The 25,596-nt window shown below is 70.1% G+C and carries 17 protein-coding genes and 1 riboswitch; of the genes, 9 read left to right on the top strand and 8 right to left on the bottom strand.

Going from position 1 to position 25,596, the window contains the following annotated elements; translation table 11 throughout:
• The first annotated feature begins 203 nt into the window (after positions 1–203).
• On the top strand, positions 204–1,466 hold the full coding sequence (locus FB471_RS29630) for a sensor histidine kinase (RefSeq protein ID WP_170221091.1): 1,263 nt from the start codon (positions 204–206) through the stop codon (positions 1,464–1,466).
• The gene (locus tag FB471_RS29625) at positions 1,463–2,128 is read left to right on the top strand and encodes a response regulator (RefSeq protein WP_170221050.1); all 666 of its coding nucleotides are present in this window, start codon (positions 1,463–1,465) and stop codon (positions 2,126–2,128) included. The genes FB471_RS29630 and FB471_RS29625 overlap by 4 nt, the downstream gene beginning before the upstream one ends.
• Positions 2,129–2,226: 98 nt before the next feature.
• Here FB471_RS29625 and FB471_RS29620 read toward each other — a convergent pair whose 3' ends face one another.
• Positions 2,227–3,933, bottom strand: coding sequence for a GGDEF domain-containing protein (locus tag FB471_RS29620; protein ID WP_142002987.1), 1,707 nt, complete (start codon positions 3,931–3,933; stop codon positions 2,227–2,229).
• 225 nt (positions 3,934–4,158) lie between these two features.
• On the opposite strand from FB471_RS29620, the gene FB471_RS29615 reads away from it, so the two are divergent.
• From FB471_RS29615 to FB471_RS29600, 4 genes are all read left to right on the top strand, one after another.
• Positions 4,159–5,736, top strand: coding sequence for a deoxyguanosinetriphosphate triphosphohydrolase family protein (locus FB471_RS29615; protein WP_142003893.1), 1,578 nt, complete (start codon positions 4,159–4,161; stop codon positions 5,734–5,736).
• A gap of 232 nt (positions 5,737–5,968) precedes the next feature.
• Entirely contained in the window at positions 5,969–6,646 is a 678-nt protein-coding gene (locus FB471_RS29610; RefSeq protein ID WP_142002984.1) for an acVLRF1 family peptidyl-tRNA hydrolase, read from the top strand.
• 232 nt (positions 6,647–6,878) lie between these two features.
• Complete coding sequence (locus FB471_RS29605) at positions 6,879–8,507, top strand: ABC-F family ATP-binding cassette domain-containing protein (protein ID WP_142002982.1); 1,629 nt, start codon at positions 6,879–6,881, stop codon at positions 8,505–8,507.
• A 311-nt stretch (positions 8,508–8,818) separates the two neighbouring features.
• Positions 8,819–9,028 (top strand): helix-turn-helix domain-containing protein, encoded by a 210-nt coding sequence (locus FB471_RS29600; protein WP_005437638.1) that lies wholly within the window; start codon positions 8,819–8,821, stop codon positions 9,026–9,028.
• Here the strand turns inward: FB471_RS29600 and FB471_RS29595 are convergent.
• Positions 9,015–10,316, bottom strand: a complete 1,302-nt coding sequence (locus FB471_RS29595; RefSeq protein ID WP_142002980.1) for an MptA/MptB family glycosyltransferase — start codon at positions 10,314–10,316, stop codon at positions 9,015–9,017. The genes FB471_RS29600 and FB471_RS29595 overlap by 14 nt on opposite strands.
• 458 nt (positions 10,317–10,774) lie before the next feature.
• Here FB471_RS29595 and FB471_RS29590 point away from each other — a divergent pair, with 458 nt between their 5' ends.
• From FB471_RS29590 to FB471_RS29580, 3 genes are all read left to right on the top strand, one after another.
• Complete coding sequence (locus tag FB471_RS29590) at positions 10,775–11,470, top strand: alpha/beta hydrolase (protein ID WP_142002978.1); 696 nt, start codon at positions 10,775–10,777, stop codon at positions 11,468–11,470.
• 123 nt (positions 11,471–11,593) lie between these two features.
• A complete protein-coding gene (locus FB471_RS29585; protein ID WP_142002976.1) occupies positions 11,594–12,841 on the top strand; it encodes an SAM-dependent methyltransferase in 1,248 nt (415 codons plus the stop codon).
• 102 nt (positions 12,842–12,943) lie between these two features.
• On the top strand, positions 12,944–14,110 hold the full coding sequence (locus FB471_RS29580) for an LCP family protein (protein ID WP_142002974.1): 1,167 nt from the start codon (positions 12,944–12,946) through the stop codon (positions 14,108–14,110).
• Between the two features lie 5 nt (positions 14,111–14,115).
• Here FB471_RS29580 and FB471_RS29575 read toward each other — a convergent pair whose 3' ends face one another.
• The 6 genes from FB471_RS29575 to FB471_RS29550 all read right to left on the bottom strand — a co-directional run bounded on the left by FB471_RS29575 (position 14,116) and on the right by FB471_RS29550 (position 25,177).
• Complete coding sequence (locus FB471_RS29575; protein WP_142002972.1) at positions 14,116–14,571, bottom strand: peroxiredoxin; 456 nt, start codon at positions 14,569–14,571, stop codon at positions 14,116–14,118.
• Between the two features lie 45 nt (positions 14,572–14,616).
• Positions 14,617–16,476, bottom strand: coding sequence for a putative bifunctional diguanylate cyclase/phosphodiesterase (locus tag FB471_RS29570; protein ID WP_211358288.1), 1,860 nt, complete (start codon positions 16,474–16,476; stop codon positions 14,617–14,619).
• Positions 16,477–16,634: 158 nt separating this feature from the next.
• Entirely contained in the window at positions 16,635–18,146 is a 1,512-nt protein-coding gene (locus tag FB471_RS29565) for a cytochrome P450 (RefSeq protein ID WP_142002969.1), read from the bottom strand.
• Between the two features lie 125 nt (positions 18,147–18,271).
• Positions 18,272–20,551, bottom strand: a complete 2,280-nt coding sequence (gene metE, locus FB471_RS29560; RefSeq protein ID WP_246076860.1) for a 5-methyltetrahydropteroyltriglutamate--homocysteine S-methyltransferase — start codon at positions 20,549–20,551, stop codon at positions 18,272–18,274.
• A 196-nt stretch (positions 20,552–20,747) separates the two neighbouring features.
• Positions 20,748–20,985: riboswitch (cobalamin riboswitch) on the bottom strand.
• An 82-nt stretch (positions 20,986–21,067) separates the two neighbouring features.
• Positions 21,068–22,147, bottom strand: coding sequence for a ribonucleotide-diphosphate reductase subunit beta (locus FB471_RS29555; protein ID WP_142002965.1), 1,080 nt, complete (start codon positions 22,145–22,147; stop codon positions 21,068–21,070).
• Positions 22,148–22,273: 126 nt separating this feature from the next.
• The gene (locus FB471_RS29550) at positions 22,274–25,177 is read right to left on the bottom strand and encodes a ribonucleoside-diphosphate reductase subunit alpha (protein ID WP_142002964.1); all 2,904 of its coding nucleotides are present in this window, start codon (positions 25,175–25,177) and stop codon (positions 22,274–22,276) included.
• Between the last annotated feature and the right edge of the window lie 419 nt (positions 25,178–25,596).

Below are 25,596 nucleotides of genomic sequence, written 5' to 3'. Positions count from 1 at the left end.
CCAAAACCGGTCCGAAGTTAACGCCTGCCGATCGAATTCCGCGGTAGCGCCGGAACGCCGGAACGCAGTGCTATCGACAGCTCTCGAGACCCGTGCCGGCAATAGGGTGCCGGCACGCCGTGCGAGTTCCCTCGGCGGTACCAGGGTCGTTCCCGCAGTGGAGGGAGGCGGTGCGCGGGCCGGTCTGCGACGATCGTCCCGTGGTGGTGCGGCGGTTGTTCGGCCCGGTGGCGAGTGCCTCGACCTACCGTCGATGGGCGTATCTGATCCTCGGCGGTGCCCTGCTCGTGCCGTACGTGCTGTTCGCGACCGTGGCGCTGCCCTCCCTGCTGACGCTGGACGCGGGGGGCACCGGCACGGCCGTGATCACCGCGACGATCGCCGTGCTCGGCGCGATGCTGCTGTCCTCGTTCATCCCGGCGGTCCGGGTGCTGGAGGGCACGGCGATCCGGGAACTGCTGGACGATCCGGTGCCGGGGGTCACCTTCGGGCCGGCCAAGAGCTGGCCTGCCCGGCTGCGCTCCAGCGCGATGTTCATGCTGCACGTGCTGCTCGGCGGCGCGGTCAGTTTCCTGAGCCTCTACGTGCCGCTGATGTTCGCGCTGTCGGTGGCCGCCCCGTTCACCGGGCGGACCGGTTTCGGCGAGGGGGAGGACGTGCCTCGCGGGTGGGAGAGCTCGTGGATCCCGCTTGTGCTGCTGCTGATGGTGCTGGCGCTGTTCTACGTGGTCGCGGGTTCCGGCGCGCTACTGGCCCGCGCGGCGAAGCTGCTGCTCGGGCTGTCGGCCGGGGAGCGCATCGCGGAACTGGAGCGGCAGACCGAGACACTGACCGAGCGTAATCGGCTGGCCCGCGAGTTGCATGACTCGGTCGGGCACGCGCTGAGCGTGGTGACCATCCAGGCCGGCGCCGCCCGCCGCACCCTCGGCGCCGACCCCGAGGTGGCCGAGCAGGCGCTGCGGGCCGTCGAGGACTCCGCCCGCGCCGCGCTGGACGACCTGGACTACGTGCTCGGCGTGCTGCGCGAGGAACCGGCAGGCAAGGCCGTCCCCGCCGGGCTCACCGACCTGCCCGCGCTGCTGTCGGCCACCAGGATGGCAGGCGTCACGATCAACGCGCGGCTGCCGGACGACCTCGAGTCCGTGCCGCAGGTGATTTCGAGGGAGGCCTACCGGATCGTCCAGGAATGCCTTACCAACGTGCTCCGGCACGCCGGTAAGGTTCCGGTCGAACTGCGAGTGGCCGCCGAGGCGGGTGAGCTGGAGTTGATCGTGACCAACCCCGTCGCCACGGACGCGCCCGCCGCGGCGAGCGGGTCGGGACGCACCAGGGGCGGCCGCGGCCTGCGCGGCGTGGCCGAGCGGGCCGAGATCCTCGGCGGCGACCTGCGCGCGGGCCGGGTGGACGACACCTGGGAGGTGGCCGTCCGGCTGCCGACACACACGGAGCGGGGGAATGGCACGTGACCGAAGCGGACCCGATCGGCATCCTGCTGGTCGATGACGAGCAACTGGTCCGAGCGGGGCTGCGCGCGGTCCTGGATGTGGAGCCGGACCTCGCGGTGGTCGGGGAGGCGGCCGACGGCGCCGAGGTACCCGGCCTGGTGAGCAGGCTGCGCCCGGCCGTGGTGCTGATGGACGTGCGCATGCCCTCGGTGGACGGGATCAGGGCGACCGAGCACCTGATGTCCGTACTGGACGCGCCGCCCAAGGTGGTCGTGGTGACCACCTTCGAGAACGACGACTACGTCTACGACGCCCTGCGCGCCGGCGCCAGCGGCTTCCTGCTCAAACGCGCCCGTCCGGAGGAGATCGTCGCCGCGGTGCGCTCGGTCGCCGCCGGGGAGTCGCTGCTGTTCCCCTCCGCCATCCGCAGGCTGGCGGCGCGGCACAGCCCCGGTGCGGGCCTCGACCGGCTCGCCGAAGCCGGGTTGACCGAGCGGGAGGCCGATGTGCTGCGACTGATGGCCAAGGGGCTGTCCAACGTGGAAATCGCCGGCGAGCTCTACCTCGGCGTGCAGACGGTCAAGACCCACGTCGGCAACCTGCTGGCCAAGCTCGGCGCCCGGGACCGCACCCAGGCGGTGATCCGCGCCTACGAGTCCGGCTTCATCCCGGTCACCGGCTAGCCAAGTGCCCTGAACGTGGCTTTCCGGACGTCAGATGTCCCGAACGCCACGTTCGCGACGCTGAGCGTCTCGAACGCCACGTTCAGGGCGTTGCGGCACTAGCTGGCGGGGCGGCGGGTGTCCAGGCCGTGCCTGCCCAGGCCGCGCAACACCTCCACTCGTTCCGAGCCCGGCCTGCCGAGCACCCAGCTCGACCCGCCGACGTCCTTGGCCCGTTTCTTCAGCGGCGCCAGCATCCGGGAGACCTCACGGTAGGAGGAGATGGAGCCGCTGGCGCAGGCCAGGCTGGCCAGCGAGACGGTGATCGTCATGCCCTCGATCGTCCAGGTCGCGTCCAGCATGCGGTTGGCGACCACGGCGATCTCGTCCACCTCGCAGGCGAGCAGGAAGTCGTCCCCGCCCACATGGCTGACGGTCAGCCGGTCCAGGTCGCCGACGAGTTCGGTCAGCGCCCTGCCGACATCCCGGATCAGGTCGTCGCCCGCGGCGAAGCCGACCGTGTCGTTGACGACCTTGAACGCGTCGATGTCCAGCCAGGCCACCACCATCGCCTCGTGTCCCGCGATCCGGCGGTCGACGTCGCGCGCGAGGGTGTCGCTGCCGGGCAGCCTGGTGAGCGGGCTGAGCGCGGCGGCCTCCTCGATCTTGGACTCGGCGACGCCGCGCACCACCTCGGTGACCAGCACCACGCCGAGGCAGCGGCCCTGCCCGTCGGTCACCACCACGTCGTCCCCGGTACGGCCCCAGTCCGCGTCGTTGACCAGGTTCAGCAGTTCCAGCGCGCCCGCGTCGGCGCGGATCATGTGCGGGGGGTCGGCCAGCCGGGAGGCCGACCGCTTGGCGTGCAGCGCGTGCCCGTACGGCCCGGTGACCGCGATGAGGAACCGGCTACGGTCGATCGACCACTGCGGCCGCTGCTGCTCGTCCAGCCCGACGATCCCGGTCGGTGCGTCGTTGTCCACCAGCACGTCACGGACCTCCTCGCAGGTCGCGGTGGCCGGCAGGGTCGTGGCAGGGCGGAGGAAGTCCGCCACCCGCGGGGTCGACCCGGAGGACGCGACGATCGGGCCGGTCTGGTCCGCGGCCTCCGGCGTGGCCGGGCTGAGCGGCCCGGTCCACGAGCCGGACTCCCCGGCGGCCTTGAGCAGGTTGCCCTGCGCGATCCGCACCCCCAGCCTGCGCGTGGCGGTGAGCTGCTCGGTGTTCTCGATCCCGGTCGCGACCAGCCGCAGCTCCATGCGGCTGGCGTAGTGCGTGAGCCCCTCGATCACGGCGACCGCGGCGGGCTCCTCGGGCAACCGGTTCAGTAGCGTGCGATCGAGCTTCACCAGGTCCACGGGGGTGGAGGCGAGCAGATCCAGCGGCAGGTCCCCGCGGCCGAGGCCGTCGAAGGCCAGCCGGAAACCGAGCTCGGCGAGCCGTTGCATACCCTCGCGCAACGCGGCCTGGGCGACGCCGTGGAACGGCGGGCCGACCTCGAGCACGACCTCGCGGGGGCGCCTGCCGATGTTGGCCAGCGCCTTGAGCAGCGGATCGAACACGGCGGCCGGTGCGGCCGCGGTGCACGCGGTGACGTTCAGATGCAACGGCAGTAGCGTCTGGTGTCGCGCTTCCTCGTCGACGGCCTGCGCGGCCAGCGTGATGTCGACCTGCACCAGCCTGCCCTTGCGCAGGGCGCCGGCGAGCAGGTCTCGTACCTGGCCTGCCGGTGGGCGGGCCAGCGCCTCCAGCGCCACCACCCCACCGGTGTTCAGGCTGTACAACGGCTGGAAGGCGAAACGGACGGGATTCGGCGATTCACCCACGCGCGAGATACTGCCGCGTACCCGCCAAGATCGCTGGGAATGTCGAGGAATGTTCACCGGGTCGCCATCCCGGGGTCAAGGAAACCACCCGGCACATTTGTTATGGATTCACCGGGAAATCGAGTAGTGAGTCAGCTGGTCCCGCGATGGCCGCGACGACAGTCGGCCCATTCCGCCGTCCGGGTGACGGAAGTATACGGTGCAGCCATGGATGGTCAACCGGTGATGGCCAAGGACGAGGACCCCAGGGCGCGCCGCCGAGACGGCACCGTGGACACGGTGGCCATGGCGGGCGGATTCTCCGATCTGGCCGCCAGCCCCTACCGGCGCGACCGGGACCGGATCGCGGGTTCGCCGTTCTTCGCCCGGCTCGGCGGGGTGACCCAGGTGGTCAGCGCCGCGGGAGCGGGCCTGCTGCACAACCGGCTCACGCACAGCCTGAAGGTGGCTCAGGTGGCCAGGGCGATCGCCGAGCGCATCGAAGGCAACGAGTACGACCGCGCGGTGGTCGAGCCGCTGGGCGGCTGCGACCCGGACGTGGCCGAGGCGGCGGCGCTCGCGCACGACCTGGGCCACCCGCCGTTCGGTCACCTGGGGGAACGGGTACTCGATCGGATCGCCCGGCACCGCTACGGGCTCGCCGACGGGTTCGAGGGCAATGCCCAGAGCTACCGCATCATCACCACCACCGATGTGCGTGGCCCTTCCGCGGTCGGCCTCGACCTCACCGCCGCGGTGCGGGCGGCGGTGCTGAAGTACCCGTGGCTGCGGTTGCACTACCCGGATCCGCACCCGGCCGGGATGCGGATCCCCCCGCGCGGTGCCGCGGAGCCGGCTGACGCGCCCGGCACCGGCTCGAGCAAGTTCTCCGCCTACTCCACCGAGCTCGCCGACCTGAGGCGGGCGCGGGAGCCGTTCGCCGGCACCGTGGAGGGCTGGCAGCAGACCGTCGAGGCCTCGGTGATGGACACCGCCGACGATATCGCCTACGCCATCCACGACCTGCAGGACTTCCACCGGATCGGGGTGCTGCAGCACGCCCCGGTGGCGGCCGAGTTGACCCGGTGGGCCACCGGCATGGCCGAGTTCGCCGAACTGGACCCCGGCAGGCTCGCCGCGGAGAGCCGGCGGCCGGGATACTCGCTGGAGTGGCTGCGCCGCAGGCTGCACGCCAAGGACGGCTGGATCGTGGACGATGAGGCGTTCATCCAGGCGGTCGCCACCGTGCGCACCGAGTTGGTGGACGAGTTGCTGGCGGCTCCCTTCGACGGCTCGATCGAAGCCGAGCAGGCACTGGCCACGTTCTCCGCGCGGTGGACCTCGCGGCTGGTGAACGGCGTGCTGGTCACGGCGTCGCCGTCCACCCGGTCCGGGCACGTGCTGCTCGGCGCGGCTCAGTGGCACGAGGTACAGGTGCTCAAGTTCGTGCACCGGCGGTTCGTCCTGCTCCGCCCGGATCTCGCCCTGCACCAGCGTGGGCAGGCGAGCCTGCTGTCCACGCTGGTGGATGCGCTGGACGCCTGGCTGGTCGATCGGGACGAGGTGTCCCGGCTGCCGCGCAGGCTGCACGACCTGGTGGAACTGGCGCACGCGGAGTACTCCGCATTGGCCGAGGACGAGCCGGAGCTGCTGGTCGGCGCCACCGGGGAGCCGGTGCGGGGCGCCGACGAGGTGCACGCGCTGGCCCGTGGTCGAGCAGTGGTGGACTTCGTGTCCTCGCTGACCGACAAGCAGGCGGTGAGCCTGCTGGACGCGGTCTCCGGCCGGGTGGCCCAGCCGTGGTCGGAGTCCTTCGTGCTTTGAGATGTAGGCGATCTGGTCGGCGCAACGGGGCGTGCGGGACCAACCCGAGCCCAGGTGGTGTTCACCGAGGAGGCCGAGCGGCCGTTCGCCGCGGTCGGTTTCCTTGCACATCAACGGGTACGTCCGACTCCGACGCGCGGCGGTAGCGGCCGGCACGGCCTCGGCCCGAGGTCCGGAACGGGCCGGTGCGTCCGTTGTGACGTAACCCGACGCGGGCCGTAGGCTGGGTCGCATGGTCCGGAAACGCCAGGTCAGTGGGGGCGGTCGCGCCGTCGAGGTGACCCCGGACCGGTTGGGACGCTGGTTCGCCCGGTTCGCCGAACGCAACGACGGCGTGCCCAGCACCCGGCTGGACCCGGATGAGGTGCTGGTACGCGGTGGCAACGGGACGACCGCCACGGTGGCCGTCCCGTTCGCCCCGCTCACCCCGCCGGAGGGGACCGGGGAGGTCGATGGCCTGTCCGTCGAATCGCTGGTCGAGCACGTGCGCAGGCCCCGCCGGATCGGCCTGCTGCTGGTGCGCCTCGGTGGACACAGCATCGGGATCGCCGAGCAGGGCGCGGTGCTGGTCTCCCGTACCGACCGCCGTCTCGTGCACGGTCGTAACTCCGCCGGCGGCTGGTCCCAGCAACGCTTCGCGCGCAGGCGGGAAGGCCAGGCGCGGCAGGCGCTTGCCGCGGCCGCCGAGGACGCCGTGGACGTGCTCGGCTCGCGGCTGTCCGAACTGGACGCGGTGGTGCTCGGCGGTGACCGCAGGGCGCTGGACGACCTGCGCGCGGACCGCAGGCTCGCTCCGGTGTTCGCGCTGGCCGAGCCCCGGGTGTTGGAGGTGAGCCAACCACGGCGCACGGTACTGGACGAGGCCGCCGAGCGGGCGTGGGCCGTGGAGATCGTCGTGCGGGACGGTTAGCTCCTGTCGACGAAGCGCTACGCATCACCTCGTGCGGTTACCTTCGTGACCAGCTCTCGGCACAGGTTCGACGGTGAGAGTCACCACCGGCGGGCAAGCCGGTGGACGGGACCCTTTACACTGATCGCGTGGTCGTTCGCCTCGAATAGCGCGCTCGCAGCCCGCCGGGACAGCCCGAGCGGGCGCTCGTCGCTGCCCACGCGCCCACGTCCATCCTCTCCCGGAGCTTCCTTTGATCACGGCTCACGACCTCGAGTTGCGCGCCGGTTCGCGCATCCTGCTGTCCGACACCACCCTGCGTATCCAACCGGGCGACCGGATCGGCCTGGTCGGCCGCAACGGCGCGGGCAAGACGACCACGCTGCGCGTGCTCGCCGGCGAGGGCGAGCCCTACACCGGCGAGGTCGAGCACGCCGGTGAGCTCGGCTACCTCCCGCAGGACCCCCGGGAGGGCGACCTCTCCGTATCGGCGAAGGACCGGGTGCTCTCCGCCCGCGGCCTCGACGTGTTGGTGCGGGACATGGAGAAGGCGCAGAACGCGATGGCCGAACTGCTCGACGAGAACGAGCGGGATCGGGCGGTGCGCCGTTACGGCAGGCTGGAGGAGCGGTTCTCCTCGCTCGGTGGCTACGCCGCGGAGAGCGAGGCCGCGCGTATCTGCGCCAACCTCGGGCTGGAGGAACGCCTGCTGCCCCAGCCGCTGCGTACGCTGTCCGGTGGCCAGCGGCGCCGGGTCGAGCTCGCCCGCATCCTGTTCGCCGCCTCCGAGGCGGGCGCGGGCGGCAAGTCCGAGACGATTCTGCTGCTGGACGAGCCGACCAACCACCTGGACGCCGATTCGATCACCTGGCTACGTGGGTTCCTCTCCGCGCACGAGGGTGGGCTGGTGGTGATCAGCCACGACGTGGAGCTGCTCGGCGACGTGGTGAACAAGGTGTGGTTCCTCGATGCCACCCGCAGCGAGCTCGACCACTACAACATGACCTGGCAGCGGTACCTGGACGCGCGCGCGACCGACGAGAAGCGCCGCAGGCGGGAACGCGCCAACGCCGAGAAGAAGGCGTCCGCGCTGCGCCAGCAGGCCGCCAAACTGGGCGCGAAGGCGACCAAGGCGGTGGCGGCGAAGAACATGGCCCGCCGGGCCGACGAGATGATGGCCGAGCTGGACGAGACCAGGCAGGCGGACAAGGTCGCCAAGATCAAGTTCCCGGCGCCCGCGTCCTGCGGCCGCACCCCGTTGACGGCGGAGGGGCTGTCGAAGTCCTACGGCTCCCTGGAGATCTTCACCGGGGTGGATCTCGCGGTCGATCGCGGGGCACGGGTGGTCGTACTCGGGTTGAACGGTGCGGGTAAGACGACCCTGCTGCGGCTGCTGGGTGGAATGGAAACCCCGGACACCGGCGATGTCGTCCCGGGCCACGGCCTGCGGATCGGTTACTACGCACAGGAGCACGAAACCCTGGATCACGAGTCCACCGTGTGGCACAACATCCGGCATCTGTCCCCGGACACCGGGGCGCAGGAGTTGCGGAACCTGCTCGGGTCCTTTCTGTTCACCGGCGATCAGCTCGATCAGCCCGCGGGCACTCTGTCCGGTGGCGAGAAGACCAGGCTCGCCCTCGCCAGCCTGGTTTCCAGTGCGGCGAACGTGTTGTTGCTGGACGAGCCGACGAACAACCTGGATCCGGCGAGCCGGGAGCAGGTGCTGGACGCGCTGCGCAGCTACCAGGGCGCGGTCGTGCTGGTCACCCACGATCCCGGGGCCGTGGAGGCGCTGGAGCCGCAACGGGTGATCCTGCTGCCGGACGGGACCGAAGATCATTGGTCCGAGGAGTATCTCGAGCTGGTGCAGCTGGCCTGAGCGGTCGTTCCCGAACGGGGGCTGTGCCGTGCGAAGCCGGCACCGGGTCTCCGCGCCGGAATGCTCACGTCCGTGCGCATCCGGTTGGTGATAACGGCATGGTCATAACGTTGGTTGATCACTTGCGGATCAAGCCGGGTGTTGATCTCGTTAGTTGATGTTGTGCAAAGACACTGGAATGGCCCAATATCACCGCACTTTTTGAAGGTTTTTCGCCACTCGCCTGGCATTCCGGCGCCCAGTGTTCGATCATTGCCCCGATAGGGGTCGACTGTGGCCCAGAGCACTCTCCGGGTGGAAGGTGGATAGACGTGGCAGACCTTAAGAAGGGCGCACGTATCACCGGAAATACGCGCGACAAGCTGGCTGCTGACCTCAAGAAGAAGTATGAGAAGGGGGCGAGCATTCGGGCGCTCGCCGAGTCGACCGGCCGGTCGTACGGTTTCGTTCATCGGGTGCTGTCGGAGTCCGGTGTTCAGCTGCGCGGTCGTGGCGGTGCCACCCGCGTCAAGAAGAAGTAGCCGGCGCGGTCTCCCGCTGCTCGGCCGCGCGGAAACAGAGCATCGCGCCGAGCATCACGAGCGGGTACACCAGGTAGCCGAAGCGGGTGGCCGGCGTGAGCAAGGTGAAGGCGCCGAGCCCTATCGCGATACGCAACATCGCATCCGATCCCCTGACCGGCGGCCGGCGCAGCAGCCACACCGCGATCGCCAGTGCCGCCCCGCCCAGCAACAGGAACGCGAGTACCTGACCGACGGCCCCGGTGCTCGCGATCAGGTACCCGGGCAGCGGGCTGGCGGCCGGTGAGGTCACCTCGCCGAGACCGGCAGGAAAGAGGATCACGTGCTCGACGAAGGCGCGCGGATCCACCAGCAGAACCGGCAGGTTCAGCAGCCCGCCGACGGTCAGCAGGGTGAGCAGGAACCGGCCGAGTGCCCTGCCACCCAGCCGGCCGAACACGAGCATCGCCAGTACCGGGGCGGTGAGTACGGCGATCAGTTTCGCGCTGGCGACCACCGCCAGCACCACGGCGGCGGTTCCCTGCCGGTCCCGCGCCGCCAGCGCCCCCGCGACCAGGATCAGGCCGAGGATGGCCAGGTCGGGGCCGGCCGCCGCCGAGGTCAGCGCGGTTACCGGGCAGACGACGGCGAGCTGGGCGGCACGCACCGGCACCGGCGGGCTGCCCAGCAGCCGCAGCGTCAGCCAGACGCACACCGCGGCCGTCACGAGGAACATCAGCCTGGCATCGGTCAGCGCGTCGGCGAGCGGGCTGCCCCCGAACAACGCCCTCGGCAGGCCGAACACCGGCATCACCGGCCCGTAGGGCGCGTAGTCGTTCACCTCCGCCGACCGGTCGAGCGCGGTCACGTCGACATATGGCGTGCCGTTGTCCAGTAGCAGGCTCGCCGAACGCTCGATCACCCACACCTCGGGCTGCGCGCTCCAGGACCACGGGGTGGGCAGCCAGTCGGTGCCGGTGAGCCGGCGAACCACCAGTGTGCCGAGCGGTGCCAGCATCCCGAGCACGCCGACGGAGCCGAGGCCGACCCAGCGGGAGCCGAACCAGCCACCCGGAACGCGACCGGCCCGGCAGCGCAGCAGCAGCCAGCCGCTGTGCGCGGCGGCCAGGCCGTAAGCCGCCGTGGCGAAGTTGCCCCAGACCCGGTAGCCGTAGAACTCGTTGGTGAGTGCCACCCCGAGCGCGTATCCGCAGCAGACGAGGTAGAACGCCAGGTCAAGGGGTAGTGGCCGGTCGGTCCAGTACCGGGCCAGCCTGTTGCCGAGCCGCTGTGGAGCTCCCCGAACCACGGTGCTTCGTCCCTCCGCCGACCGATGATCGTCGCATCGGCGCCGCGCGCGCCGAGAAAGGCAGGGTAGGCGAGCACCGTTCGCCGCCGCGCGCCGGCCCGGCGAACGCCTCCGTTCCGGCCCCGTCCGCGGGTTGTCCTCGCCCACCGCGGTCCGGGCACAAGCTGTGTCCTATATGGACGGACGTAAGGGTTTGTCTGTCCTTTGTAGATGACCAGGGCCGCGTTCGCCTTGCTGGAGCGGCCGGATCGGCACGGCGAGGATGTTACTCGCGAGTCGGCGGGTGGTGTCCGGGAGTGGGAGGAGCGGCACCCTGGATGACCGCCCGGCCCTCGTCCGCGCGTATCGCTCCTCCCGGTGTCTGCCGTCGGGGGACGTGGTGCTCGCCACAACGGGCCATCCGGCGGGTGCCCGGCTCCGAATGATCGAGTTGAGTGGGAAGCCGAAGGAGGTGGGTGGTGGATCAGGACGTACCGGGCCTGTTCTGTTGGCGGGCCACCGGCCGGGCGCGTGCGGTGGTGCTGGTGCTGCACGGCGGGGCCGAGTGGGGTGACACGGCGGTGCGGCCGTGGCGGCTGGCCTTCCTGCGGATGGTTCCGTTCGCCATGGCGCTTCACCGGGCAGGCGGACCGCACGGCGTGCACGTCGCCCTGTTGCGCAACCGGGTGCGTGGCTGGAACGAGCCCCGGCTGGACCCGGTGCTGGACGCCCGCTGGGCGCTGGAACGGATCCGTGCCGAGCATCCGGGCCTTCCGGTGTTGCTGGTGGGGCACTCGATGGGCGGCAGGGCGGCGCTGCGGGTAGCCGACGACCCCGCCGTGACCGGCGTGTGCGCGCTGGCGCCGTGGACGCCGAAGGACGAGCCGGTGGGGCCGGTGGACGGCCGCACCGTGGTGCTCGCGCACGGCACACTCGACCGGGTCACCAGCCCGACCCATTCGCATGCCTACGGCAGCCGCGCGGCCGCTCGCGCCGCACGGCTGGCGAGATTCGAGGTGAGCGCCGAAGGCCACGCGATGCTGCGCAGGCCGGCGGTGTGGAGCACGCTGGTGCGTGGATTCGTCGTGGAGACGCTCGGCCTGCCGGGTGTGAGCGGGTCGTTCCCGGCGGCATGGGCCCGCGGGGAAGGGCAACGATTGCGTATTCCACTGTGACAGGGCGTCCGAGTCCCGCCCGCCCGTCTCCGCAGCCGATCGGGGGCGCTCCGCGCCGCCGTGCTACTGAAAACGATCGTGTCGCGCGTTCCGGACAAGCACTGTGAGCGTTGAGGAGTAGCTGTGAGCACTTCGAGCGTTGACCGAGCTCCCGCCGCCGGGCGGAGCGCACCGGACCCGGAGATCTGGCCGGACCTCGGCACCCCGCGGCGGGCGCCGCTGCGCGCCAGGGTGGCCGAGGCGCTGTTCCGGCGCGCCGTAGGGCAGATGGACATCCGGGTGAGCCTCCCGGACGGCAGCCGGCTCGGCGCCGGTGGTCCGGAGGCACCGCGGATGTGGCTGCACCGGCCGGTGACCTTCTTCAACCGGCTGGGCGTGGACGCCAAGATCGGCTTCGGTGAGTCCTACCTGGCCGGCGACTGGAGCGCGGACGCGCTGGCCGAGGTGCTGACGCCGTTCGCCGAGCGGGTCACGACGCTGGTGCCGCCGTTCCTGCAACGGCTGCGTCGGTTCGTGGATCGCGCGCACCCTCCCGGGGAGGACAGCTCGGTGACCGGGGCCCGGTCCAACATCCGAAGGCACTACGACCTCTCCAACGAGATGTTCGCGACCTTCCTGGACGAGACCATGACGTACTCCTCGGCGCTGTTCGGCGCGGGTGACGACCTGGCGGACGCGCAGCGGCGCAAGATCGACGGCGTGCTGGACCACGCCGGGGTGCGTTCCGGGACCGAGCTGCTGGAGATCGGGACCGGTTGGGGTGAGCTGGCGATCAGGGCGGCCCGGCGCGGCGCCAGGGTGACCACGGTGACGCTGTCCGAACAGCAGCGGGACCTCGCCCTGCGGCGGATCGGGGCGGCCGGGGTCGCCGACCGGGTGGATATCCGGCTGAGCGACTACCGTGAGGTGCGGGGCAGCTACGACGCCGTGGTCAGCGTGGAGATGATCGAGGCTGTCGGCGGGCAGTACTGGCCGGACTTCTTCGGCGCCGTCGGGCGCAGGCTGCGCCCCGGCGGCAGGGTGGGGCTACAGGCCATCACCATGCCGCACGAGCGGATGCTGGCCACCGCCTCCTCCTACACCTGGATGCACAAGTACATCTTCCCCGGCGGCCTGCTGCCCTCGGTGGAGGCGATCGAACGAGGGCTCGCCGAGCACGCCGCGCTGCGGCTGCGCGCCGTGCGCGAGTTCGGCCAGGACTACGCGCGTACCCTGCGGGAGTGGCGGGAGCGGTTCACCCGCAGGTGGCAGGACGTGGCCGGGCTCGGTTTCGACGAGGTGTTCCGGCGGATGTGGGAGTTCTACCTGGCCTACTCGGAGGCGGGTTTCCGGGCCAGGTACCTCAAGGTGCACCAGCTGTCCTTCGCCTGACCGGGGCCGGCGCAACCCGAAAGGGGTGTCGCACGTCCACCGCGCAGCGGGATGCGGTTTAGTAGGCGTGCTCGCACCCGACCGCGGACGACTGATGGGATGATGGCGATGACCTACGGCGGAAACTACGGCGGCCAGCAGCCGCCCCCCGGGTCCCGCCGGCCGCCACGCCGTCCCCGGGAACACCAGTCCGCGCAGCTCATGCCGCTGCCCGGCCGGCAGCAGCGCCCCCCGCAACAACCCCAGCGGCAGGCGCCACCGCCCCGGCAACGGCCGCCGCAGCGCCCCGGCGAGCCACCGGCCGGGCGGCCGCGTCGCCGCAGGCGCTGGGGCTTCGGCCGTGTCCTGCTCAGCCTGTTCCTGGTGTTCGTGCTGTTCATCGCCGGGGTGTGGGTGTACCTCGAGTTCTCGATCAACCGGGTGGACGCGCTGCCGGGGGAGTACGAGGGCAGGCCCGCCGCGGCCGAGGGCACGAACTGGCTGATCGTGGGCTCGGACTCCAGGCAAGGGCTGGATCCGGAAGACGAGGCCCGGCTGTCCACAGGCGACACCGGCGGGCAGCGCACCGACACGATCATGGTGGCGCACCTTCCGGACAACGGCACCCCGCCGACCCTGCTGAGCCTGCCCCGCGACTCGGAGGTGCCGATCCCGGGGCACGGCACCAACAAGATCAACGCCGCCTTCTCCTTCGGTGGCCCGAAGCTGCTGGCGCAGACCGTGGAGCAGGCGACCGGGCTGCGGCTGGACCACTACGCCGAGATCGGTTTCGGCGGGTTCGCCAACATCGTGGACGCCGTCGGCGGGGTGGAGATGGACATCCCGGCCGAGATGCACGACACGAAGACCGGGATCACCATCCCGGCAGGGAAGCAGGAACTCGACGGTGCGCAGGCACTCGGGTTCGTCCGGATGCGGTACAGCGAGGCCACCCCGCGTTCCGACCTGGACCGGATCGCCAACCAGCGCAAGTTCATCGGCGCGCTGGCCGACGAGGTGGCCAGCCCGTGGACGGTGCTCAACCCGTTCTCGCTGTTCCCGCTGCTGTCCTCGGCGCCCGACGCGCTGACCATGGACACCGGAGACCACCTGCACAACCTGGCCGCGCTCGGCTGGGCGATGCGCGGGATCTCCTCCGGCGGCGTGGTGACCACCACCGTGCCGGTCACCTCGGGCTCGGCCCGGAACTGGGACGGGCAGAAGTCCGAGCAACTCTTCGACGCGTTGCGTACCGACCAGCCCATCCCGGACAGCGTCATCGTGAGCTGAGCCGGCTAGGGGTGGCGGGAGTGGAGGACCTCCAGGGCACGGTCGGCGTGCGCGTTCATCCGCATCTCGCTCTTGATCACTTCGAGCACCCTGCGGTCGGTGTCGATGACGAAGGTCTGACGCCGGGTCAGTAGCGGGCCGAACCTGCGGCGCACGCCGAACCGGGTGGCCACCTCACCATCCGGATCGGATAGCAGTGGGAAGCCGAAGTTGTGCGTGTCGGCGAACTTCTCCTGTTTGCTCACCGGATCCGGGCTTATCCCGACCCGATGCGCGCCCGCCTCGTGGAACTCGGCGGCGAGGTCGCGGAAGTGACAGCTCTCGGCCGTGCATCCCTTGGTCATCGCGGCGGGGTAGAAGAACAACACGACCGGTCCGGCCTCCAGGAACTCCGCCAGCGAACGTCGCTGCCCGGTCTCGTCGGGCAGGGTGAAGTCGGGAGCACGGTCGCCCTGCTGCATGCGGTCCTCCTGCTGTCGGCGGTGTGAGCGGCGACAGTGGCATTCCTAGCGCGTGTGCCGCTCGATGAGCTGATCGACATCCTCCCCGGTCACCGACTCGCCGACAAACGGGCCACGCCCGGCGCGCACGCCGAGGTCGCGTAGCCGGTCCGCATGGGCCCGGGTCCGCACGCCCTCGGCGCCGATGCGTAGCCCGAGTGCCTGGCCGCGCTCGATGAGATGCCGCAGGTCGTGCACGGTGGCCTCGTCGTCCTGCTCGGCCAGCGCGTCGATGACCGCGCCGGTCAGGATGATGTGCCGCACGGGCAGCTCGTGCCTGGTGATCAGCTCGAGGTCGGCCGTGCCGGACACGGCGAGCACCATCGTGGCACCGAGATCGGCGAGCACGGCCAGCGAGTCGAGCACCTCGCCGCGCGGGTCGTTGACCGAGACCCCGTCGGTGCACAGCCGCAACGCGTTGCCCGGTAGCCCGTGCCGGTCGAGCTCCTCCTTGACCACCAGCACCAGGTCGGGGTCGATCGCCAGCCGGTGCGGCAGCCGCACGCAGACGTCCGGCGCCGCGTCACCGAACCGCCGTCGCCAGCGCGCGGTCGCCGCGAGGGACTCGGTGAGCAGCCAACGGCCCAGCGGGATGGTCATCCCGGTGACGGCCGCGAGCGGGTAGAACTCGGCCGAGTCCAGCTCGCCGAGCTCCGGGTGCTGCCATTGCAGCCCGGCGTTCACCGCCATCAGCGTTCCCGGCCCGCTCAGCTTCACCGTGGGCTGGTACGTGAGGTGGAACTCGCCGTTCTCCAGTGCGCCCCCGATGACCGCGCCGAGCCGGTAGCGGCTGCGGTCGCGTTTGTCGAGCTCCGGGTCGTACAGCATCCACTGCGCCTTGCCGGCCTCCTTGGCCCGGTGCAGTGCGATCTCCGCGGCGCGCAGGAACTCCTCCGGGGTGTCCACGTCGGCGTGCACCACGATGCCCGCACTGGCACTTACCCCGATGCCTTCCCCGCCCACGTAGATCGGCTCGGCCAGCTCGGCCAGTGCCTCCTGCACCATCGCGATCACGTGCGGTGCGCGCAGGTCGCCCCGCAACAGCACGGCGAAGCCATCACCGGACAGGCGGGCGACGAACGCGTCATGGCTGGTGAACACCGAGCACAGCTTGCCGGCCACCCCGCGCAGTACGTGGTCGCCGACACCGGCGCCGAGCCCGTCGTTGATCACCTTGAAACCGTCGAGATCCAGGTACACCAACCCGAACCGCTCGGCAGGCGATTCCGACAGCGAGGCCTCCAGCTTCGCGAGGAACTGCGAGGAGTTGGGCAGGCCGGTCAGCGGGTCGTGCAGGTTCTGGTAGCGCAACGTCTCCTGTAGCAGGTGTAACTCGTTCGCGTCCTCAACCATCAGCACCGGATAGGTGGCGCCGGTGCCGTCGCCCGGCAGCCGCGCCAGCGTCACATGCACCCACAGCGGCCCGTCGGTGGTGTGCGTGAGCTTCATCCGCTCGCGGTACCGGGGCAGGTCGTGCTCGCCCAACTCCTCGATGCCCGCGGCGAGCGAGCTCGCCTCCCGCTCGGTCGCGCCGAGGTCGGTGATCGCACGGCCGCGTAACTGGTCCACCTTGCCGCCGAGGATGCGCACCAGCGCCTGGTTCACCTCGACGATCACACCGTCCGGCTCGGCGAGCGCGATCCCGATGGGCGAGGCGGAGTAGAGCGCGGTGAACCGGTGCACCGCGGCGTCGCGTGCGGTGTCGGACCGCGCGTGCACCTCGCGAGCCATGTCCAGGAGGACATCCTGGAGCTCGTTCGTGGGAAGCGTTACTCCTTTCGTGTCCGCCAACGTGGTCGCCCATCGGCGGGCGATCTCCACCAACCCTGGTGCGTCACCAGGCTTCGGCACGCTCCACCTCTCCATGGCCTCAGCGGTGACCAACTCGTCGCTGGTGTGCGGTTCGGCACGTACACACCGGATACGAGCAAGCCGAGAACCCTGCAACGGCATCATGCGCCGAGTAGGGTGTCTACCGGCTGAATGAGTGATGATCGGTGAAAATCCAGTGACGCAAAGTGTCGTCAGCGGCCGGTTACCCCAGCCCGGGTTGCGCCGAATGGCTCTAGTGGGCTGAGCCGAACAGGTAGCCCGTCGACCGGCACCGGCAGGGAAACATAGTCCCACCGCACGTGGTAACTCTCCGGAGTCGTCCACCGGTAGGCTCGCAGCATCTCATGCAGGATGGCTTTCACCTCGAGCATCCCGAAATGTAGCCCGATGCATTTGTGCGCGCCGCCGCCGAACGGGATCCAGGCGTAGCGGTGGGACTTGTCCTCCCTGCGTTGCTCGTTGAACCGTTCGGGGTCGAAGGAACGCGGGTCGGTCCAGTACTCCGGCAGGAAGTGGTTGACCACGGGGGAGACGCCGACCAAGGTCCCGGCCGGGATGTAGTGGCCGAGCACCTCGGTGTCGGTCACGGTCTTGCGGGCCATGCTCGGCACCGGCGCGAGCAGGCGCAGCGCCTCCTTGATGACCAGATCGAGGGTGTGCAGCCCGTCGAGTGCCTCGATATCCGGGAGTTCGTCACCGAGCCCGCGGGACTCCTCCCTGGCCCGCTCCTGCCACTGCGGATGCTTGGCGAGGTAGTAGGCCGCCGCCGTGCTGGTGATGGTGCTGGTGTCGTGCGCGGCCATCATCAGGAAGATCATGTGGTTGATCACGTCGGCGTCGCTGAACCGCTCGCCGTCCTCGGTGGAGGCGTGGCACAGCGCGGCGAACAGGTCCGCACCGGTGCCGTCGCGCCGGCCGGGCAGGTTCTCGGCGAAGTAGCGTTCCAGCACCCTGCGGCCCGCCAGGCCGGCCGCCCAGCGGCCACCGGGAACGGGGTAGCGGACGACGGCGGTGCCCGCGCGGACGGCGTCCACGAACGCGCGGTTGATCCGGTGGGCCCGCGCTCCGCTGGGCATGTCCATGAACACCCTGGTCGCCACGTCCAGGGTGAGCTGTTTGAGCGCCCAGTACAGCCGTAGCTGTGTCCACCCTGCCCGCCCTGACTGGCCCGACCACCCGGTGATGCCCTCCCGCAGCACCGGGGCGAGCTGGTCGACGTAGCCGGTGAGCCGGTCGCGGGTGAAGGCCTGCTGCATGATCCTGCGATGCATCCGGTGCTCACCGAAGTCGAGCAGCATCAGCCCGCGGTGGAAGAACTTCTCGATGAAGAAGGACCAGCCGTCCTGTGAGAACGCCTTGTCCTTGTTGACCAGCGCGATCTGGGTCGCCTCCGGCCCGGTGAGGCTGACGATCCGCCTGCCGAACGCGCCCATCCAGGACACCGGGCCGTAGGTCTGGTAGCGGCGCAGCGCGTACTCCGTACCGAACCGCATGAAGTCGAGCGAGTGCCCGATCAGCGGTGCACCGGCGTCCCCGGGGACCGGTTCCAGCCCGCTGCCGGGCGGTGGGGTCGCCAGTTCGCGCGTGGGCCACCGCTGTTCCAGGAGGCGCCGGTCGACGGCGCGGGGCAGCGGGATCGAGGTGAGCGGCGGGACCCGCTCGCGGATGGCCTCGGTGACCTTGCCGACGGTGTGGATCGCCATGGCGTCCCCTCCTCGTTGAGAGCCGGCCTCGACCACCACCGTGCCGCACTGTTGGCAGTATGACAAGAGTGCGGGCGGGAACGCCGGTGGCTCCCGAGCGGGCAGCCACCGGCGTTCGCCGCGGGTCAGGCGGGCAGTTGGGCCCGGACCTGCCTGGCCGCGGTCACCAGGTTGCGCAGCGCCGGTTCGACCTCGGCGTAACCCCGGGTCTTCAGCCCGCAGTCGGGGTTGACCCACACCCGCTCGGCGGGCACTGCCTCGACCGCGGTCCGCAGCAGGCTGCTGACCTCGTCCACATCGGGCACTCGGGGCGAGTGGATGTCGTACACGCCCGGACCGACTCCGCGGGAGAAGCCGGCCTCGTCCAGGTCGGTGAGCACCTCCATCCGTGAACGGGCGGCCTCGATGCTGGTGACGTCCGCGTCGATGGCCTCGATCGCGGGCAGGATGTCACCGAACTCCGAGTAGCACATATGCGTGTGGATCTGGGTGGCGTCGGAGATCCCGGAGGTGGCCAGCCGGAACGACTCCACCGCCCAGTCGAAGTACGCCTTGTGCTCGGCGGCCCGCAGTGGCAGCAGCTCACGCAGCGCGGGCTCGTCGACCTGGATCACCCGGATCCCGGCGGACTCCAGATCGTGCACCTCGTCCCGGATGGCCAGCGCGACCTGGCGTGCCGTGTCGGCCAGCGGCTGGTCGTCCCGGACGAAGGACCAGGCGAGGATGGTCACCGGAGCGGTGAGCATACCTTTGACCGGGCGCTCGGTGAGCGACTGCGCGTACTTGGCCCACTCCACGGTCATCGGCGCGGGCCGGGACACATCGCCGTACAGCACCGGCGGGCGTACGCACCGCGAACCGTAGGACTGCACCCAGCCGTGCTCGGTCGCGGCGAACCCGGCGAGCTGCTCGGCGAAGTACTGCACCATGTCGTTGCGCTCGGGTTCACCGTGCACCAGCACGTCCAGCCCGAGGTCCTCCTGCAGCCGGACGACCCGCTCGACCTCGGCGCGCATCGCCGCACGATAATCCTCGGCGCCGATCCTGCCCGCGCGATAGGCCGCGCGCTGCCTGCGCACCTCGCCGGTCTGCGGGAACGAGCCGATGGTCGTGCTGGGCAGCGCGGGCAGCTTCAGTGCCTCCTGCTGCGCGGCGGCCCGCGTGGCGTAGTCGCCACGGCGGGTGTGCTCCGGTTTCAGTGCCTCCAGCCTGGCCCGCACCCGCTGGTCGCGCAGGTCGCCGGCGCCCGCTCGATCCCTGGTCGCCGAGCGGGCGGTCTCCAGCTGCGCGGCCACGGACTCCTGGCCTTCCCGCAGGGCACGGCCGATCAGCACGACCTCGTCCACCTTCTGCCCGGCGAAGGCGAGCCAGTCGCGCACCCGCGCGTCGATGCCGGTCTCCCGGTCCACGTCGTACGGGACGTGCAGCAGGGAGCAGGAGGTGCCGACGCCGACCGTGCCCGCGGTGCCGAGCAGGGTGGCCGCCCTGGCGAGCGCGCCGTCCACGTCGACCCGCCAGATGTTGCGGCCGTCCACCACGCCGGCGACGACCTCCTTGTCCCGCAGACCCCGCTCGGCGGCCACCGCGTCCACGGTGGACGGATCGGTGACCAGGTCGACCGCCAGGGCCTCGATCGGGGAGCGGGCGAGCAGGCCCAGCGCGTCGCCGAGTCCACCGAAGTACCCGGCGACCATGATGCCCGGCCGCTCCCGCGCCGAGCCGAGTGCCTGGTAGGCGCGGGCGAGGGCGTCCAGCTCGCTCTGGGTCCGGTCGGCGGCGAAGGCCGGTTCGTCCAGCTGTACCCACCGCACACCCTCGTCGTGCAGCGTGCGCAGCAGCTCGACGTAGGCCGGCAGCAGCTTGTCCAGCAGCTCGATCGGCCGGAAGCCCTCCGGTGCGCCGTCGGCCGCCTTGGACAGCAGCAGGAAGGTCACCGGACCGACCAGCACCGGCCTTGTCTCCAGCCCGAGCGCCCTGGCCTCGCGGTACTCCTCGATCGGCTTGCTGCCGGCCACCGAGAACGTGCTGTCCGGGCCCAGTTCCGGCACCAGGTAGTGGTAGTTCGTGTCGAACCACTTGGTCATCTCCATCGCGGGCGCGTCCTGCACGCCGCGGGCCGCCGCGAAGTAGGTGTCGGTCGGCCCGGCGCCGAGCCTGGTGAACCGGCTGGGCAGGGCGCCGAACAGGGTGGCGGTGTCGAGTACCTGGTCGTAGTAGGAGAACGTGTTCGACGGGATGGTGTCCAGACCCGCGTCGGCCAGCCCGCGCCAGGTGTCCACCCTGATCTTCCTGGCGACCTCGTGCAGTTCGGCCTCGTCGATCCGGCCCGCCCAGTAGCGCTCCAGTGCGCGCTTGAGTTCCCGGTCGGGGCCGATCCGGGGGTAGCCGAGGACGGTCGCCCCGATGGGTGTTCGTGGCGATTGTTCTGATGGCCCGGTGGGGGCGGGACCCCCGCTGGGGGTCGGCGATGACACAGTCACTGGCTCTCTCCTCGCGAGCTCGTTCCGATCGGTCCGAGACGAGGTGAGCGGAACGCGACGCGGTGCACCACGGTCACGTTCGGCCATGCCCGCCCTCGAGGCTCGGACCCGCGCCCGCCGGTCGGCGGGCACACCACGGGCAGGTCTTCGGACTCATGGGCGGTGGCCTGCTGGGCCGGACCTACTGACCGTCGCTTCCCGGACCCCTCGTCCAGTGCTTTGACCGCTGCCTGCGGTGACGGTGTTCGTTCCCACATACCGCTGCGGGGCAGTCCCGGATTCGCACCGGGTTCCCTGTTGCCTCCCCTCGGCAGGGCAGCTTTGGCCTACCGAGCGGAACCAGTGGCATCAAAGATCGTAACACCAGCATACAAGGCACCGGCCTGACATCTCAGTCACCGAGATATCAAGCCGGTGCGAATGTGCTGGTCAGTGCCGGGATCAGTCCCAGTCGAGCGCGCCGCCGGACTGGTACTCGATGACCCTCGTCTCGAAGAAGTTCTTCTCCTTCTTCAGGTCCATCGCCTCGGACATCCAGGGGAAGGGGTTCTCCTCCTGGCCGAAGATCGGCGCCAGCCCGATCTGCTGCGCCCTGCGGTCGGTGATGAAGTGCATGTACTGCTCGCACAGCTGGGCGGACAGCCCGAGCATCCCGCGCGGCATGGTGTCCCTGGCGTAGGCCACCTCGAGTGCGCAGGCCTCGGTGAGCATGGTGCGCACCTCGGCCTGGAACTCCTCGGTCCACAGGTGCGGGTTCTCGATCTTGATCTGGTTGATGCAGTCGATACCGAAGTTCAGGTGGATCGACTCGTCGCGCAGGATGTACTGGTACTGCTCGGCGATGCCGACCATCTTGTTCCGCCTGCCCAGCGAGAGGATCTGGGCGAACCCGGTGTAGAACCACATGCCTTCGAAGATCACGTAGAAGGCGACGAGGTCGCGCAGGAAGTTCTGGTCGGCCTCCGGGGTCCCGGTCTCGAAATCGGGGTTCTCCAGGTTCTGCGTGTACCGCAGCGCCCAGGCGTCCTTGTCCGCGATGGAAGGGACTTCCCGGTACATGTTGAACAGTTCACCCTCGACCAGGCCGAGGCTCTCGCAGATGTACTGGAAGGTGTGCGTGTGCACGGCTTCCTCGAAGGCCTGCCGCAGCAGGTACTGGCGGCACTCCGGGTTGGTGATGTGCCGGTACACCGCGAGCACGATGTTGTTGGCCACCAACGACTCGGCGGTGGCGAAGAAGCCGAGGTTGCGCTTGAGCATCAGCCGCTCGTCCTCGGTCAGGCCGTCGGTCGACTTCCACAGCGCGATGTCCGCCTGCATCGCGACCTCGGTGGGCATCCAGTGGTTGTTGCAGCCGGCGAGGTACTTGTCCCACGCCCAGTGGTACTTCAGCGGGAGAAGCTGGTTCACGTCGGCGCGGGCATTGATCATCGACTTGTCGTCGACGTTGACCCGCCCGGCACCGCGCTCGATCTCGCCGAGCCCGGTGGCGTCGGCGACGGGGCTGTGTGCATGCGTCATCGGGGACGTGCTCCTTCAGGTCGGTGCGGGGGCCCTGAACGTGGCTTTCCCGACGTCAGGCGTCGCGAACGGCACGATTGAGACGTCTGACGTCCCGATCGGCACGTTCAGGGCCCTCCGGCGGGGTTACTGGCAGGCTTCGCAGTCGGGGTCGTCGATCCGGCAGGCCGCCGGGTCCTCGGCAGCGGCCGAAGGCTGGCTCGGTGCAGGGCTCGGCGACGGAGCGGGGGACGGGCTGGGCGTGGGGCTCGGGCTGGGGGCTGCCGCGGGCGGCGGGGTGGCCGACACGGCGTTCAGCTTGCCGTCGGTGCCGCGCAGGGTGCTCTTCTCCACATGTGTCGCCGACTGCGCGCGCAGGTAGTACGTGGTCTTCAGCCCCTTGTGCCAGGCATAGCGGTACAGCTCGTCCAGCTTGCGACCGCTGGGTGCGGCGATGTAGAGGTTGAGCGACTGCGCCTGGTCGATCCATTTCTGCCGGCGCGAGGCCGCGTCCACCAGCCACTTGCTGTCCACCTCGAACGCCGTGGCGTACAGCGCCTTCAGCTCCCGCGGCACCCGGTCGATCTCGCCGAGGCTGCCGTCGAAGTACTTCAGGTCGGAGACCATCACCTCGTCCCACAGCCCGTGTTCCTTGAGGCTGCGCACCAGGTGCGGGTTGACCACGGTGAAGTCGCCGGACATGTTGGACTTCACGAACAGGTTGCGGAACTGGGGCTCGATCGACTGCCCGATGCCGCAGATGTTCGAGATCGTCGCCGTCGGTGCGATCGCCATCACGTTGGAGTTACGCATCCCGACGGTCCGGACCCGCTGGCGCAGCGTGTCCCAGTCCATTGTGGACTTCGTGTCGATCTCCAGGTCGTCGCCTTGCCTTGCCTCGGCCAGCAACCGCAGGGAGTCGATCGGCAGGACGCCCTTGCTCCACAGCGACCCCTCGAAGGTGGCGTACTGGCCGCGCTCGGCCGCGAGGTCCACCGAGGCGGAGATGGCGTGGTAGCTGATGTGCTCCATGCTGCGGTCGGCGAACTCCACCGCCTCGTCCGAGGACAGCGGCAGGCCCAGCTCGAACAGCGCGTCCTGGAAGCCCATCAGCCCCAGCCCGACCGGCCGGTGCCGCAGGTTGGAGCGGCGCGCCTCCGGGATCGTGTAGAAGTTGATGTCGACCACGTTGTCCAGCATCCGCACGGCGGTCCTCACCGTGCGCTCCAGCCGCTCGCTGTCCAGCCCCTCCGGCGTGACGTGCGCCAGCAGGTTCACCGACCCGAGGTTGCACACGGCGACCTCGTCCGCGCTCGTGTTCAGGGTGATCTCCGTGCACAGGTTGGAGGAGTGCACCACCCCGACGTGCTGCTGCGGCGAACGCAGGTTGCACGGGTCCTTGAAGGTGATCCACGGGTGCCCGGTCTCGAACAGCATGGTCAGCATCCGCCGCCACAGCTCCACCGCCCGCACCTGGCGGAACACCTTGATCTCACCGCGCTGCGCCATGGCCTCGTACTCGCGGTACCGCTCGGCGAACGCGTTGCCGTAGAGGTCGTGCAGGTCCGGTGTCTCGTTCGGGGAGAACAGCGTCCAGCTGCTGTCCGCCTCGACCCTGCGGAGAAACTCGTCCGGCACCCAGTTCGCGGTGTTCATGTCGTGCGTGCGCCTGCGGTCGTCGCCGGTGTTCTTGCGCAGGTCGAGGAACTCGTCGATGTCGATGTGCCAGGTCTCCAGGTAGGCACAGGCCGCACCCTTGCGCTTGCCGCCCTGGTTCACCGCCACCGCGGTGTCGTTGGCGATCTTCAGGAAGGGCACGACCCCCTGGGACTGGCCGTTGGTGCCCTTGATGTGCGCGCCGAGTCCACGCACCGGAGTCCAGTCGTTACCCAGTCCGCCCGAGTACTTCGCCAGCAGCGCGTTGTTCTTGTACGCCTGGAAGATGGAGTCCAGGTCGTCGTCGACGGTGGTCAGGAAGCAGGAGGAGAGCTGCGCGCGGGTGGTGCCGGAGTTGAACAGGGTCGGCGTGGACGCCATGAAGTGGAACGAGGACAGCAGCTCGTAGAACTCGATCGCCCGCGCCTCCCGGTCCTGCTCCCGGATCGCGAGGCCCATCGCCACCCGCATGAAGAATGCCTGCGGCAGCTCGAACCGGGTGCCGTCGTGGTGCAGGAAGTAGCGGTCGTAGAGGGTCTGCAGGCCGAGGAAGCCGAAGTCGAGGTCACGCTCGGGCCGGATCGCGGCGGTGATCGTGTCCAGGTCGAAGGTGGCCAGCTCGGGGTCCAGCAGTTCCAGCTCGATCGCCCGGCGCACGTAGTCGCGGAAGTACTCGCCGTACCCGGCCGCCATCTCGTCCTGGTTGGCCAGCCGCGGGCGGCCCGCGAGGTAGCTCAGCGCCTCGCCGCGGAGCCTGTCCAGCAGCAGCCGGGCGCTGACGTAGGAGTAGTTCGGCTCCTGCTCCACCAACGTACGGGCGGCCATGATCTGGGCGAGCGCGAGTTCGTCGGTGCTGATGCCGTCGTAGAGGTTGCGCCGGGTCTCGGTGAGCACCGGATCGGCGGAGACGTCCGCCAGACCGGCGACCGCCTGGCCGACCACCTGTGTGACCCGGTCCCAGTCCAGCGGGGCCGTGCCGCCCCGCGGGTCCCGGACGGTGATCTCCGCTTCGGTCCGCTTCGGCCGCGCGGCGTCCCGTGCCTTGGCGCGTTCGGCCCGGTACAGCACGTAGGCGCGGGCGACCTTGTGGTGCTCGCCGCGCATCAGGGCCAGCTCGACTTGGTCCTGGATCTGCTCGATGTGCACGGTCACCTCGGCGCCCGCGTGCCGCAGCAGCGAGGCCTCGACCTGCTCGGTGAGCTCGGCGACGAGGTGGTGGATACGGGAGGAGGCGGCCGCGTCGTCCCCCTCGACCGCGAGGAAGGCCTTGGTCATGGCCACCGAGATCTTGTTCGCGTCGAAAGGCGACACGCTGCCGTCTCTGCGGATGACCCGCACCGGAACCTCGGTCGAACCGGCTGTCGACGGCGGTCGCTGACTCGTCTCGATGGACATGCATGACTCCAAAAGGCGCGTTGGGTCGGCACGCCGGCCCCTCCGGCGTGCTGGACTGCACGGTGCATGGCTACGGCCGACACCGGGAGTGAGAACCTCGTGCGGCCGGCGTCCGGCCGATGAGGCCGTCCACCAGGTCCACGCACCGCCGAACGAGGCGCTCGAACCCTGTCCCGCAGGTCGGGGGCGGGTCGGCCCCGGCCCGTGAGCTGTCGGTGCCCAGAGACTACATGTTGGGGTCGTGCTCTGCACGCGACCCAATACCTGGCGCGTCGGCGTGTCTTGGTGGACACCCGTGAAGATCACCCGTGCGGGGCACCCGGGCGGCGGGATGCCCGGTTCCGGGTGTATAGAGGGTCCGCGGCCGTCCGCCGGAGCGAGATCACCAACCGTTATGCCGATCGTATATGTGCAAATTC

It is taken from the genome of Amycolatopsis cihanbeyliensis (assembly GCF_006715045.1).
Lineage (GTDB): Bacteria > Actinomycetota > Actinomycetes > Mycobacteriales > Pseudonocardiaceae > Amycolatopsis > Amycolatopsis cihanbeyliensis.
This window is presented reverse-complemented; position numbering and strand designations above follow the sequence as displayed.